11 protein-coding genes are annotated in these 13,429 nt (G+C 62.5%); 10 read left to right on the top strand and 1 reads right to left on the bottom strand.

Going from position 1 to position 13,429, the window contains the following annotated elements; all coding sequences use genetic code 11:
• Positions 1 to 660: type VI secretion system-associated FHA domain protein TagH (tagH, locus tag BFP96_RS15525; RefSeq protein WP_139113408.1), on the bottom strand; the 660-nt coding region annotated here is incomplete at its 3' end.
• A 391-nt stretch (positions 661 to 1,051) separates the two neighbouring features.
• On the opposite strand from tagH, the gene tssA reads away from it, so the two are divergent.
• The 10 genes from tssA to BFP96_RS15575 all read left to right on the top strand — a co-directional run bounded on the left by tssA (position 1,052) and on the right by BFP96_RS15575 (position 13,421).
• Positions 1,052 to 2,071, top strand: coding sequence for a type VI secretion system protein TssA (gene tssA, locus BFP96_RS15530; RefSeq protein ID WP_065936544.1), 1,020 nt, complete (start codon positions 1,052 to 1,054; stop codon positions 2,069 to 2,071).
• A 54-nt stretch (positions 2,072 to 2,125) separates the two neighbouring features.
• Positions 2,126 to 2,632, top strand: a complete 507-nt coding sequence (gene tssB, locus BFP96_RS15535) for a type VI secretion system contractile sheath small subunit (RefSeq protein WP_003195557.1) — start codon at positions 2,126 to 2,128, stop codon at positions 2,630 to 2,632.
• A gap of 2 nt (positions 2,633 to 2,634) precedes the next feature.
• Positions 2,635 to 4,131 carry a type VI secretion system contractile sheath large subunit gene (gene tssC, locus BFP96_RS15540; RefSeq protein ID WP_065883759.1) on the top strand — a complete coding sequence of 499 codons (1,497 nt, stop codon included), beginning with the start codon at positions 2,635 to 2,637 and terminating at the stop codon, positions 4,129 to 4,131.
• A 157-nt stretch (positions 4,132 to 4,288) separates the two neighbouring features.
• A complete protein-coding gene (locus tag BFP96_RS15545; RefSeq protein WP_017735732.1) occupies positions 4,289 to 4,777 on the top strand; it encodes an Hcp family type VI secretion system effector in 489 nt (162 codons plus the stop codon).
• 78 nt (positions 4,778 to 4,855) lie between these two features.
• The gene (gene tssE, locus BFP96_RS15550) at positions 4,856 to 5,371 is read left to right on the top strand and encodes a type VI secretion system baseplate subunit TssE (RefSeq protein ID WP_042945974.1); all 516 of its coding nucleotides are present in this window, start codon (positions 4,856 to 4,858) and stop codon (positions 5,369 to 5,371) included.
• Complete coding sequence (tssF, locus tag BFP96_RS15555; RefSeq protein WP_065897682.1) at positions 5,368 to 7,227, top strand: type VI secretion system baseplate subunit TssF; 1,860 nt, start codon at positions 5,368 to 5,370, stop codon at positions 7,225 to 7,227. The genes tssE and tssF overlap by 4 nt, the downstream gene beginning before the upstream one ends.
• Positions 7,191 to 8,234, top strand: coding sequence for a type VI secretion system baseplate subunit TssG (gene tssG / locus BFP96_RS15560; protein WP_065892308.1), 1,044 nt, complete (start codon positions 7,191 to 7,193; stop codon positions 8,232 to 8,234). The genes tssF and tssG overlap by 37 nt, the downstream gene beginning before the upstream one ends.
• Positions 8,227 to 10,878, top strand: coding sequence for a type VI secretion system ATPase TssH (tssH, locus tag BFP96_RS15565; RefSeq protein ID WP_065936545.1), 2,652 nt, complete (start codon positions 8,227 to 8,229; stop codon positions 10,876 to 10,878). The genes tssG and tssH overlap by 8 nt, the downstream gene beginning before the upstream one ends.
• Positions 10,879 to 11,030: 152 nt before the next feature.
• Positions 11,031 to 12,971, top strand: a complete 1,941-nt coding sequence (locus tag BFP96_RS15570; RefSeq protein ID WP_065892306.1) for a type VI secretion system Vgr family protein — start codon at positions 11,031 to 11,033, stop codon at positions 12,969 to 12,971.
• A gap of 15 nt (positions 12,972 to 12,986) precedes the next feature.
• The gene (locus tag BFP96_RS15575; protein ID WP_065892305.1) at positions 12,987 to 13,421 is read left to right on the top strand and encodes a DcrB-related protein; all 435 of its coding nucleotides are present in this window, start codon (positions 12,987 to 12,989) and stop codon (positions 13,419 to 13,421) included.
• The last annotated feature ends 8 nt before the right edge of the window (positions 13,422 to 13,429 follow it).

A 13,429-nucleotide genomic window follows, 5' to 3' on the forward strand; every position in this document is an offset into this window, starting at 1 on the left:
AGAGGCGAGCGGCGCGGGTGCGTCGCCAAGCAGGTCCCAGTCTTCGGGAATGACCGCACCGGGCACCGCCGGCGATTCGGCCACCGGCACGGCAACCGGCGCCGGCGGACGGAAGTCATGTTGCTCGGAGGGCACGTGGTCTGCCACGGTGGGCGGTGGCACGGCAGTGGGACTGAGGAAATCGAACAGGTCCGGCAAGGTCTCCATCGACGAAGCGCCATGAAACTGCGGTGCGATCATCGGAGTCGGCGCGGGCGGGCTCGCCACCGCGCCCATCAACGCCTCAAAGCTGTTCGGCGAATCACCGGCGAACGGCTGGCTGTCGACGGCCTGCACATTGAAGTCGATGCGCGCCTGGATTTCGTAATCGCCGATGCGAATCAACTCGCCATCCTGCAGCGGCTCGCTGTTACCACGGCGCATCCGGATGCCGGCGTTGACCAGCTCCACACCGTTGGTACTGTTGTCGGTTAAATAGTAACGACCGTCTTTGTACTGAATAACGCAATGTTGCGAGGAGACAAGTCGTTCGGGATCGGGCAATACCCAGTCATTTTCCGAACTGCGGCCGATCGCCATCGAGCCCTGGTTCATGGACTTTTCGGCGCACTGCCCTGGGGTAATCTTGTGATAACTAGTGATAGTCAAACACAGCGACATCTTGCCTCCTTGCTGATACATCGCGCGCGGTCGAGATCAGGCTACGCTTGCCTGAATATCGCCGCCAGGTCGTCGGACCCAGCGTCCAAATCCGCATTTGCCAGCATGATCGCTGATCTTATCCGGCTTGCATGACAAAAATCCTCTACGGGCGCACCGTTCGACCCGCCAGTCGCGCAGGGTGTTAAACACCGCACATCTGTCACAGAGGGCGAATAGCTTACCTTGACAACGCATAAGTACTACACCAAAAATGCACAACTTCTTGAACATCAGTGATGGCACGATAGTGGCACTCTGAGACTATGATCAAGAAAACATGCAAAGTTCACTGCGTAACTAATGCATGCGTTGCCCGGCATCTAACGGGCTGATAGGGAGATCGAATTCAGTGGATGTGCCGTTGCTGCTCACCGCCGTTTCCGCGACTTCGCCGTGTGGCGAAGACATGGAATATGACGCGCAATTTCTGCAATTGGAACGTGATGCCAAGGGCCAGCCCGAGCGCAGCATGGGCGAATCCATCCTGCCCGCCGAGCCGCCGGAGTGGCGCAGCATCCAGCAACAGAGCCTCGACCTGTTGCAGCGCAGCAAAGACCTGCGCATCACCCACTTTCTGCTGCAAAGCACCCTCGCCCTCCAGGGCGTGGCCGGCCTGGCCGAAGCACTGACGCTGATCGATGCGTTGCTGCGCGATTACTGGGCCGACCTGCACCCACGCCTGGATGCCGACGACGATAACGATCCTACCGTGCGCATCAACGCCCTCACCGGCCTGACCTGCGACACCAATATTCGCCTGCTGCGCGAAAGCATCCTCACACGCTCACGCACCTTCGGCCCCGTGACGCTGCGCGCGGCGCTCAACGCCAGCGGCCTGTTGAGCTTCGCCGATGAACAACTCGGCGCCCAGCAACTCAACGCCGCGTTCCTCGACAGCGACCCGGAGCAACTGCAGGCCACCCGCGATGCGCTGATTGCCGCGCGCGCAGCCTGCGAAGCCATCGAACAACAGGTCAACGAGCAGGTCGGTTCCGCCCAAGGCGTGGACCTCAGCGCCTTGAAGCAACCGCTCAAGCAGGCCCTGCAATTGCTCAATCAAGCGGTGCCCGGCGCCGACAGCAGCAGCGAACCCGAGGCCGTCAGTGAAGACAACGCCCCCTCGGTGGACTACGCCGCTGCCCCCGCAGCCCCGCGTCCGGTCGGCGACATCGCCAGCCGCGACGATGTGCTGCGCAGCCTCGACAAAATCCTTGCGTATTACACCCGGCACGAGCCTTCAAGCCCGCTGCCGGTGCTGTTGAACCGAGCGAAGAATCTGGTGCATGCCGATTTCGCGGCGATCGTGCGCAATCTGATTCCCGATGGCATGTCCCAATTTGAAAACCTGCGCGGCCCTGACAGCGAGTAGGCCGCCGGACCGTGCAGTAACAACACCGTCGCTCAAGCGACCAGGAGCAGCAACGTGGCGAAGCAAAGTTCTCAGAAATTCATCGCGCGCAACCGTGCGCCTCGAGTGCAGATCGAGTACGACGTCGAGCTTTACGGCGCCGAGAAAAAGGTCCAGCTGCCCTTCGTCATGGGCGTGATGGCCGACCTCGCCGGCAAACCAGCCGAGCCGCTGGCACCCGTGGCCGACCGCAAGTTCCTTGAAGTGGACGTCGACAACTTCGACTCGCGCCTCAAGGCCATGCAGCCACGCGTGGCGTTCCACGTGCCCAATGAGTTGACCGGCGAAGGCAACCTGAGCCTGGACATCACCTTCGAAAGCATGGACGACTTCAGCCCGGCCGCCGTGGCGCGCAAGGTCGACTCGTTGAACCAGCTGCTCGAAGCCCGCACCCAGCTGGCCAACCTGCTGACCTACATGGACGGCAAGACCGGCGCTGAAGAAATCATCATGAAGGCGATCAAGGACCCGGCACTGCTCCAGGCTCTTGCCAGTGCGCCCAAGCCTGCAGGGGAGCAGTAAGCATGACTGACAATACCGTTCGCGAAGGCGCGTCCAACCTGGGCGCCACCGAAGAAACCAGCGAGTTCGCCTCGCTGTTGATGCAGGAATTCAAGCCCAAGACCGAGCGCGCCCGCGAAGCCGTGGAGACCGCCGTGCGCACCCTGGCCGAACAGGCCCTGGCACAAACCGACCTGGTGTCCAATGACGCGATCAAATCGATCGAATCGATCATCGCCGCCATCGACGCCAAGCTCACCGCCCAGGTCAACCAGATCATCCACCATCAGGATTTCCAGCAGCTGGAAAGCGCCTGGCGTGGCCTGCACTACCTGGTCAACAACACCGAGAGCGATGAGCAACTCAAGATCCGTGTGCTCAACATCTCCAAGCCCGAACTGCACAAGACCCTGAAGAAATTCAAGGGTACCGCGTGGGACCAGAGCCCGATCTTCAAGAAAATGTACGAAGAAGAATACGGTCAGTTCGGCGGTGAACCTTACGGCTGCCTGGTGGGTGACTATTACTTCGACCAGTCGCCGCCCGATGTGGAATTGCTGGGCGAGCTGTCGAAAGTCTGCGCCGCCATGCACTCCCCGTTCATCGCTGCCGCGTCGCCAACCGTGATGGGCATGGGCTCGTGGCAGGAACTGTCGAACCCGCGCGACCTGACCAAAATCTTCACCACCCCGGAATACGCCGGCTGGCGTTCGCTGCGTGAATCGGAAGACTCCCGCTACATCGGCCTGACCATGCCGCGCTTCCTCGCGCGCCTGCCGTATGGCGCCAAGACCGACCCGGTGGAAGCCTTCGCCTTCGAAGAAAACACCGACGGCGCCGACAGCTCCAAGTACACCTGGGCCAACGCCGCGTACGCGATGGCGGTGAACATCAACCGTTCGTTCAAGCACTACGGCTGGTGCTCGCGCATCCGTGGCATCGAGTCCGGCGGCGAAGTGGAAAACCTGCCGGCCCACACGTTCCCGACCGATGACGGTGGCGTGGACATGAAGTGCCCGACCGAAATCGCCATCAGCGACCGCCGTGAAGCGGAGCTGGCGAAGAACGGTTTCATGCCGCTGCTGCACAAGAAAAACACCGACTTCGCCGCGTTCATCGGCGCCCAGTCGCTGCAGAAACCGGCCGAATACGATGACCCGGACGCCACCGCCAACGCCAACCTGGCCGCGCGCCTGCCGTACCTGTTCGCCACCTGCCGTTTCGCCCACTACCTCAAGTGCATCGTGCGCGACAAGGTGGGCTCCTTCAAAGAGAAGGACGAGATGCAGCGCTGGTTGCAGGACTGGATCCTCAACTACGTCGATGGCGATCCTGCGCACTCCACCGAGACCACCAAGGCCCAGCACCCGTTGGCGGCTGCCGAAGTGATCGTGGAAGAAGTCGAAGGCAACCCGGGGTATTACAACTCCAAGTTCTACCTGCGCCCGCACTACCAGCTTGAAGGGCTGACGGTGTCGTTGCGTTTGGTATCGAAGCTGCCTTCGGCCAAGAGCGCCTAAAAAATCGGGACTGGCTCGCTCGTTCCCACGCTCCGCGTGGGAATGCCGCCCGGGACGCTCCGCGTCCCAGTGACGCAGAGTGTCACAGGATGCGTTACCACGCAGAGCGTGGGAACGATCACCAAATACAGTGGCTGAGACCACACAAGGAGAAAACATGGCTGTTGATATTTTCATCAAGATCGGCGACATCAAGGGCGAGTCCATGGACAAGGCCCACAAGGACGAAATCGACGTGCTGAACTGGAGCTGGGGCATGGCCCAGTCCGGCAACATGCATGTGGGCGGTGGCGGTGGCGCGGGCAAGGTGAATATCCAGGACCTGTCGCTGACCAAATACGTCGACAAGGCGTCGCCGAACCTGATGATGCACTGCGCCAGCGGCAAGCACATCGACAAGGTCAAGCTGACCGTGCGCAAGGCCGGTGGCGAAAGCCAGGTCGAGTACATGGTGATCAACCTGGAAGAAGTGCTGGTCACCTCGCTGAGCACCGGCGGTTCGGGCTCCGATGACCGCCTGACCGAAAACGTCACCCTGAACTTCGCCCAGGTGATGGTCGACTACCAGCCGCAGAAAGCCGACGGCACCAAAGATGGCGGCGCGATCAAGTTCGGCTGGAACATCCGTTCCAACACCAAGCGCTGATAGCCCCTGCAGCCGTGGCTTTGCGCCACGGCTGCAGACATTTTGTCCCTCCCGCAACCCGTCCGTGGAGCTGCTTTGGTGGTAACTGAAATCGCTTCCCGCGACCGTCTGCAACCGTCCCTGCTGGACCGGCTGACCGACGACGACCCAACCAATCCCAAGGAAAGCGCCGACAAACGCGTGCTGTCCCTGACCCAATTGAAAGCCTCGGTACTACGCGACCTGGCGTGGTTGCTCAACACCACGTCGTTGCTCGATGCCGATGCCACGCTGCACACCCCGGCCGGTACCTCGGTGGTCAATTACGGCCTGCCGGCACTGGCGGGCAACAGCGTTTCCAGCGTCGATATCAAGGCCCTGGAAGCCCTGATCTACCAGGCTATTGCGACCTTCGAGCCGCGCATCCTGCGCCACACGCTGCGAGTCAAAGCCCGTGTCGGCCAGGGCGAAATGAACCACAACGCCCTGAGTTTCGAAATCGAAGGCGACCTGTGGGCCCAGCCGGTGCCGTTGCGCCTGTTGCTGCAAACCGACCTGGACCTGGAATCCGGGCATGTGCGCGTGGTCAATGCCGACCAGCGGAGACGCCCATGAACCCGCGCCTGCTGGAGCTGTATAACCAGGAACTGCACCACGTGCGCGAAAGCGCCGCCGAGTTCGCCAAGGAATACCCGAAGATCGCCAGTCGGCTGACCCTGTCCGGCATGGACTGCGCCGACCCGTACGTCGAACGCTTGCTCGAAGGCTTTGCCTACCTCACGGCCCGCGTGCAACTCAAGCTCGACGCCGAGTACCCGACCTTCACCCACAACCTGCTGGAAATCGCCTACCCGCACTACCTGGCACCGACGCCGTCGATGACCGTGGTGCAATTGCAGACCGACCCCGACGAAGGCTCCCTCGCCGGCGGCTTCCCGCTGCCCCGCGACACCGTACTGCGCGCCGCCCTGGGCCGCGAAACCCAGACCTGCTGCGAGTACCGCACCGCGCACCCGGTGACGCTGTGGCCGCTGCAGGTCAGCAATGCCGAGTACTTCGGCAACCCGTCCGCGGTGCTCGGCCGCCTGGCCGCCAGCGAACCGAAAGCCAAGGCCGGCCTGCGCCTGACCCTGCGCACCGGCGCCGAATTGCCGTTCAACAGCCTCGATCTGGATAACCTGCCGCTGTACCTCAGCGGCGCCGATGAGCAGCCGTTTCGCCTCTACGAACAACTGCTGGGCAACGCCTGCGCGGTGTTCGCGCGCAAGCCCGGTGGCGATTGGGTTGAGCGCCTGCCTCAGGATGCCTTGCGTTCACGCGGTTTCGACGATGCCGACGCGGCCATGCCGGTGGTGGCGCGGGCGTTCCAGGGCTATCGGTTATTGCAGGAATACTTCGCCCTGCCCCATCGATTCCTGTTCGTCGAATTCGCCGAACTGAGCCGTGCGGTCAAGCGTTGCGACGGCCAGGAGCTGGAACTGATCGTGCTGTTCGACCGTCACGAACCCAGTCTGGAAGGCAGCGTCGGCGCGGCGCAGTTCCTGCCGTTCTGCACGCCGGCGATCAACCTGTTCCCCAAGCGCGTGGACCGGATTCACTTGTCGGATCGGGTCAACGAACACCATGTGATCGCCGACCGTACACGGCCGATGGATTTCGAGATTCACTCCCTGAGCGGCATCACCGGTCACGGCACCGGACCGGAGCAGCCGTTCTTGCCGTTTTACGCCGTGCGCGATCCCTCCCGCTATGGGCGCGACCAGGCCTATTACACGGTACGCCGCGAACCGCGCGTGCTGTCCAGCGACCAGCGGCGCAACGGCCCGCGTTCCACCTATGTGGGCAGCGAAACCTTCGTCAGCCTGGTGGACAGCCGCCAGGCGCCGTATGGGCATGACCTGCGCCAGCTCGGCGTGACGGCGCTGTGCACCAACCGGGACTTGCCGTTGTTCATGAGCGTGGGCAACGGCAAGACCGATTTCACCCTGGCCGACAGCGCGCCGGTGCTCTCTGTGCGCTGCGTCGCAGGCCCCAGCCGCCCACGCGCCAGCCATGCCCACGATGCCAAGGCGTGGCGCCTGATCAGCCAGCTATCGCTCAATTACCTCTCCTTGAGCGAACAGGGCCAGGGTGCCGGCGCCTTGCGCGAACTGCTGCGCCTGTATGGCGACAGCAACGACGCCGCGCTGCAATTGCAGATTGAAGGCTTGCGTGAAGTCAGCAGCAAAGCCGTGACCCGACGCCTGCCGATGCCCGGCCCGATCGTGTTTGGCCGTGGCCTGGAAATCACCCTGGAATTCGATGAAAACGCGTTTCGCGGCACCGGGGTATTTCTGCTCGGTGCGGTGCTGGAACGCTTCCTGGCACGCTACGTGTCGATCAACAGTTTTACCGAGACGGTGATCCGTACCACCGAACGCGGCGAGATCATGCGATGGAAAGCCAAGCCCGGACGGCGTCCGACCCTGTGAGTACCCTGGACGCGATGCACCAGGAGCCCTGGGAATATGACTTCTTCCAGGCGCTGCGGCGTATCGAGTGCGAATCGCCAGAGTTGCCGCGCCTGGGCCATTCCCTGCGCCTGGCCGATGACCCGCTGCGCCTGGGGCAACAGGCCGATTGCACCTTCGCCCCGGCCACCCTGGCGTCGGTCGACCCCGGCGGCGACGGCAAACCGGCGCGGCTGGAGCAATTCTTTTTCGGCCTTGGCGGCCCCAACGGCCCGCTGCCGCTGCATATCACCGAGTACGTGCGCGAGCGGCAGCGCAACAACGCCGACAGCACCAGCAAGCAATTTCTGGATGTGTTCCACCATCGCTTGCTGACGTTGTTCTACCGCGCCTGGGCCGAGGCGCGGCCGACAGTCAGCCACGACCGGCCGGACGACGACTACTGGTCCGCACGCCTCGCTGCGTTGAGTGGCCGCGGCATGCCCAGCTTGCTCAACCAGGGCTTGATCCCCGATACGGCCAAGCTGCATTACAGCGGCCACTTGTCGGCGCAAACCCGCTACCCGGATGGCTTGAAGGCCATCCTCAGCGAGTACTTCGGCTTGCCGGTCGCGATCGAAGAATACGTCGGCCAATGGCTGGAACTGCCCGAACGCAGCCGCGTCGGCGTGAGCGCCAACCGGCTGGGCGTGGATTTTTGCCTCGGCAGCCACGTGTGGGACCGCCAGCACAAATTCCGTATTCGCCTCGGCCCGCTCAAGCTCGACGACTACATGGGCATGCTGCCCGGTCATCCGCCGTTCAACGAACTGGTGGCCTGGGTGGCCGAGTACCTGGGCCATGAACTGGACTGGGACTTGAACCTGGTTTTGCAACAACCTGAAGTCCCGGCGCTGCAGCTCAACGGCCAGTTTCGCCTGGGTTTCAATACCTGGCTCGGCCAACCTGCGCATGACGCCAACGACCTAATCCTGGCCCGGCATTACGCCGACCACGCCACCACCTCAAGGAATCCAGAGCATGGGTGAAATCAGTCGCGCCGCACTGTTCGGCAAACTCAACAGCGTGGCCTACAAGGCCATCGAAGCCGCCACCGTGTTCTGCAAACTGCGGGGCAACCCGTATGTGGAACTGGCCCACTGGTTTCATCAGTTGCTGCAACTGCAGGACTCGGACCTGCACCGCATCATCCGCCAGTTCAACCTGGAACCGGCACGCGTGGCCCGTGACCTCACCGAGGCCCTGGATCGCCTGCCGCGCGGCTCGACCTCGATCACCGACCTGTCGTCCCATGTGGAGGAAGCGGTGGAACGCGGCTGGGTGTATGGCAGCCTGATGTTTGGCGAAAGCCAGGTGCGCACCGGTTACCTGGTGCTGGGCATTCTGAAAACGCCGAGCCTGCGCCATGCGCTGCTGGGCTTGTCTGCCGAGTTCGACAAGATCAAGCCCGAAGCCTTGAGCGAGCGCTTTGACGAGTACGTCGGCGACTCGCCGGAAAATGCCCTGAGTGCCAGCGACGGTTTCAATGCCGGTGTGCCCGGCGAAGCCAGCGGCGCCATGGCCCCCAGCGCGATGGGCAAGCAGGAGGCGCTCAAGCGCTTTACCGTCGACCTGACCGAACAGGCCCGCAGCGGCAAGCTCGACCCCATCGTGGGCCGTGATGAAGAGATTCGCCAACTGGTGGATATCCTCATGCGGCGCCGCCAGAACAACCCGATCCTCACCGGTGAAGCCGGGGTGGGCAAGACCGCCGTGGTCGAAGGTTTCGCCCTGCGCATCGTCGCCGGCGACGTACCGCCTGCGCTCAAGGACGTGGAACTGCGCAGCCTCGACGTAGGCCTGCTGCAAGCCGGCGCCAGCATGAAAGGCGAGTTCGAACAGCGTCTGCGCCAGGTCATCGAAGATGTGCAGGCCTCGCCCAAGCCAATCATCCTGTTTATCGACGAAGCCCACACCCTGGTCGGTGCCGGTGGCGCCGCCGGGACGGGCGACGCGGCCAACCTGCTCAAGCCTGCGCTGGCCCGTGGCACCTTGCGTACCGTGGCCGCCACGACCTGGGCCGAGTACAAGAAGCACATCGAAAAAGACCCCGCCCTGACCCGCCGCTTCCAGGTGGTGCAGGTTGCCGAGCCCTCGGAAGACAAGGCACTGCTGATGATGCGCGGCGTGGCCTCGACCATGGAGAAACACCACCAGGTGCAGATCCTCGATGAAGCCCTGGAAGCCTCGGTCAAGCTGTCCCACCGCTATATTCCGGCACGCCAGCTACCGGACAAATCCGTGAGCCTGCTGGACACCGCCTGCGCCCGCGTCGCCATCAGCCTGCATGCCGTGCCGGCTGAAGTGGACGACAGCCGCCGCCGTATCGAAGCGCTGGAAACCGAGCTGCAAATCATCGCCCGCGAGCATGCCATCGGTATTGCGATTGGTGCGCGCCAGACCAACAGCGAAGCGCTGCTGAGCGCTGAACGTGAGCGCCTCGCCACGCTGGAAAGCCGCTGGGCGGAAGAGAAAACCCTGGTGGACGAACTGCTCGCTACCCGCGCGACGTTGCGCGAGAAAGCCGGCGCCGTAGACAGTGGCGACGACGCCTTGCGCGAGCAACTGGTCGACCTGCAGCAGCGCCTCAGCGCACTGCAAGGCGAAACCCCGCTGATCCTGCCGACCGTGGATTACCAGGCCGTGGCCTCGGTGGTCGCCGACTGGACCGGCATCCCGGTGGGCCGCATGGCACGCAATGAACTGGAGACGGTGCTCAACCTCGACCAGCACCTGAAGAAACGCATCATCGGCCAGGACCACGCCCTGCAGATGATCGCCAAGCGCATCCAGACCTCCCGCGCCGGCCTCGATAACCCGAGCAAGCCGATTGGTGTGTTCATGCTCGCCGGTACTTCGGGCGTGGGCAAGACCGAAACCGCCCTGGCCCTGGCCGAAGCGATGTACGGCGGCGAGCAGAACGTGATTACCATCAACATGAGCGAGTTCCAGGAAGCTCACACGGTGTCGACCCTCAAGGGCGCGCCGCCGGGTTATATCGGCTACGGCGAAGGCGGTGTGCTGACCGAAGCGGTGCGGCGCAAACCGTACAGCGTGGTGCTGCTGGACGAGGTGGAAAAAGCCCACCCGGACGTGCATGAGATCTTCTTCCAGGTGTTCGACAAGGGCGTGATGGAAGACGGCGAAGGCCGCGTGATCGACTTCAAGAACACGTTGATCCTGCTGACCACCAACGCCGGTACCGAGCTGATTTCCCGTGTCTGCAAGGACCCGGCAAACATCCCCGAGCCCGAGGAAATCGCCAAGGCCCTGCGCCAGCCGCTGCTGGAGATTTTCCCGCCGGCATTGCTCGGTCGCCTGGTGACGATTCCGTATTACCCGCTGAGCGACGAGATGCTCAAGGCCATCACTCGCCTGCAACTGAACCGCATCAAAAAGCGCGTGGAAAACACCCACAAGGTCACCTTCGACTACGACGACGCGGTGGTCGACCTGATCGTCTCGCGCTGCACCGAAACCGAAAGTGGCGGACGCATGATCGACACCCTCCTCACCAACAGCCTGCTGCCGGACATGAGCCGTGAATTCCTCACGCGCATGCTCGAAGGCAAGGCGCTGGCGGGGGTGCGGATCAGCAGTCGGGATAATGAATTGCACTACCAGTTTGGCTGACGGAATGCGGTTAAAACTGTGGGAGGGGGCTTGCCCCCGATGGCGGTGAATCAGTCACCTGATGCATCAACTGACACACCGCTATCGGGGGCAAGCCCCCTCCCACATTTGAATCCGGTTTCTTCAGTTATTTAGTCATTAAGAGACGCCCGATGCTATTCAACCAAGCCTCACGCCTGGCCCAGATCACCAGCCCCCTCGGGCCGGATGTGCTGTTGCTCAATGAAATGGGCGGCGGCGAAGAGTTGGGACGGCTGTTCAACTACGAGCTGCAACTGACGTCCCTGGACGCCAACATCGACCTCAACCAGTTGCTGGGCAAGCCGATGAGTGTGGGCCTGCAATTGGCCGACGGTGGCGAACGGCACTTCCACGGCATCGTCGCGCGCTGCAGCCAGAACATCGACAAAGGCCAGTTCGCCAGCTACCAGGTGACGCTGCGCCCATGGCTGTGGCTGCTCAGCCGCACCTCCGATTGCCGGATTTTCCAGAACCTGAGCATCCCGCAGATCATCAAGCAGGTGTTCCGCGACCTGGGCTTTTCTGACTTCGAAGACGCCCTGAGCCGGCCGTACCGCGAGTGGGAATACTGCGTGCAGTACCGCGAGACCAGCCTGGATTTCGTCAGCCGCTTGATGGAACAGGAAGGCATCTACTACTTCTTCCGTCACGAGCAGGACCGCCATGTCCTGGTGCTGGCCGACGCCTATGGCGCCCACACCACGGTGCCGGGCTACGCCTCGATTCCGTATTACCCCAGGGACGAGCAGCAGCGCGAACGCGACCATATGCATAACTGGCACCTGGCGCAGGAGGTGCAGCCCGGCTCGCTGGAGCTCAACGACTATGACTTCCAGCGCCCCAGCGCGAGCATCGACGTGCGCTCGGCCATGCCGCGCCCGCACACCGCCGGCGACTACCCGCTGTACGACTATCCCGGCACCTACGTGCAGAGCGCCGACGGCGAACACTACGCGCGCACCCGCATCGAAGCCCTGCAAACCCTGCATGAACAGATCGAGTTCGCCGGCAATGCCCGTGGCCTGGGTTCGGGCCACTTGTTCAGCCTCACCGGCTTCAGCCGCCAGGACCAGAACCGCGAATACCTGATCGTCGGCTGTCGCTACGACATCGTGCAGGAAAGCCTGGAAACTGGCAGCGGTTCGGGCTCGGCGCAGTTCGAAAGCAGCCTGACCTGCATCCCCGCGCAACAGAGCTACCGCACCCTGCCCGCCACCCATCGGCCCGTGGTCAAAGGCCCGCAAACGGCGCTGGTGGTCGGCCCCAAAGGCGAGGAGATCTGGACCGACCAATACGGCCGCGTGAAGGTGCACTTCTACTGGGACCGTCACGATCAATCCAACGAAAACAGCTCATGCTGGATTCGCGTGTCGCAGTCCTGGGCCGGCAAGAACTGGGGCTCGATGCAAATTCCAAGGATCGGCCAGGAAGTGATCGTCAGCTTCCTCGAAGGCGACCCCGACCGACCGATCATCACAGGGCGGGTGTACAACGCCGAGCAGACCGTGCCTTACGACCTGCCGGAAAACGCCACCCAGAGCGGCATGAAAAGTCGATCCAGCAAAGGCGGCACGCCGGCCAACTTCAATGAAATCCGCATGGAGGACAAGAAAGGGTTGGAGCAGTTGTATATCCATGCTGAGCGGAATCAGGACATTGTCGTCGAAGTCGACGAGAGCCATTCCGTGGGGCATGACCGGAATAAGAGTATCGGCCACAACGAGACGGTAACCGTCGGCAATAACCGCCTGCGCGTCGTCAAGCAGGAAGACATCCTCTCGGTGGGCCAGAGGAAGACCGACAGCGTCAGCCAGAGCTACGTCATCGAAGTGGGCGAGAACCTGCGCCTGGTCTGCGGTGAAAGCATCCTGGAGTTGAATGCGAGCGGGCAAATCAACCTCACCGGCGTGCAAATCAGCTTCTATGCCAGCGGCGACGCCGAGTTCAACACCGGCGGCGTGCTGCACCTGAACAACGGCGGCGGCCCCGGTGCCACGCCCGATGGCCAGGGCCAGAAAAGCGCTATCGACGCCAACATTAAAGCCGCGTTCCCCGCGCCTAAAAGCTCCTGACGAGACCTGTTTGCCATGACGTACCGGATCAACGAATTTCAGTTTCAATTGCCGGCGGGCGAGCTGCAGGACGCGACGATCAATATCCTCAAGTTTCCTGAATTGGGGACTTCATTGATCGTCAGCCGCAGCCTGCTGGCCGAAGGCGAAACCCTGCACAGCAACTTCAATGACCAACTCCGGCGCCTGGAAAAACAGGTGCAGGATTTGCGCTATCAACCCGGTGTGGACGTGCGTTTGGGCACCTCCCAAGAGGTGGAAGGCATTGAGCTGCGCAGCCAGTTCAACAAGGGCAACGACAAGGTGTTCCAGTACCAGTTGGCGCTGGTGCTGCCGGGAACGCGCAAGATGCTCGCCTTGAGTTACGTGAAGGCGGACAAGCTTGGGGAGGCCGAGGCCGCGCACTGGGCATTGATCAAAAACTCACTGTCGTTCGACGCTATTTCTTGATGAGCGGC

It is taken from the genome of Pseudomonas sp. 34 E 7 (genome assembly GCF_900005715.1).
Classification (GTDB): Bacteria; Pseudomonadota; Gammaproteobacteria; order Pseudomonadales; family Pseudomonadaceae; genus Aquipseudomonas; species Aquipseudomonas orientalis_A.

Coding starts and splice junctions, on each gene's coding strand:
- BFP96_RS15575 (WP_065892305.1), top strand. CDS start 12,987: ATGACGTACCGGATCAACGAATTTCAGTTTCAATTGCCGGCGGGCGAG.
- BFP96_RS15570 (WP_065892306.1), top strand. CDS start 11,031: ATGCTATTCAACCAAGCCTCACGCCTGGCCCAGATCACCAGCCCCCTC.
- BFP96_RS15545 (WP_017735732.1), top strand. CDS start 4,289: ATGGCTGTTGATATTTTCATCAAGATCGGCGACATCAAGGGCGAGTCC.
- tssG (WP_065892308.1), top strand. CDS start 7,191: ATGGAAAGCCAAGCCCGGACGGCGTCCGACCCTGTGAGTACCCTGGAC.
- tssF (WP_065897682.1), top strand. CDS start 5,368: ATGAACCCGCGCCTGCTGGAGCTGTATAACCAGGAACTGCACCACGTG.
- tssC (WP_065883759.1), top strand. CDS start 2,635: ATGACTGACAATACCGTTCGCGAAGGCGCGTCCAACCTGGGCGCCACC.
- tssH (WP_065936545.1), top strand. CDS start 8,227: ATGGGTGAAATCAGTCGCGCCGCACTGTTCGGCAAACTCAACAGCGTG.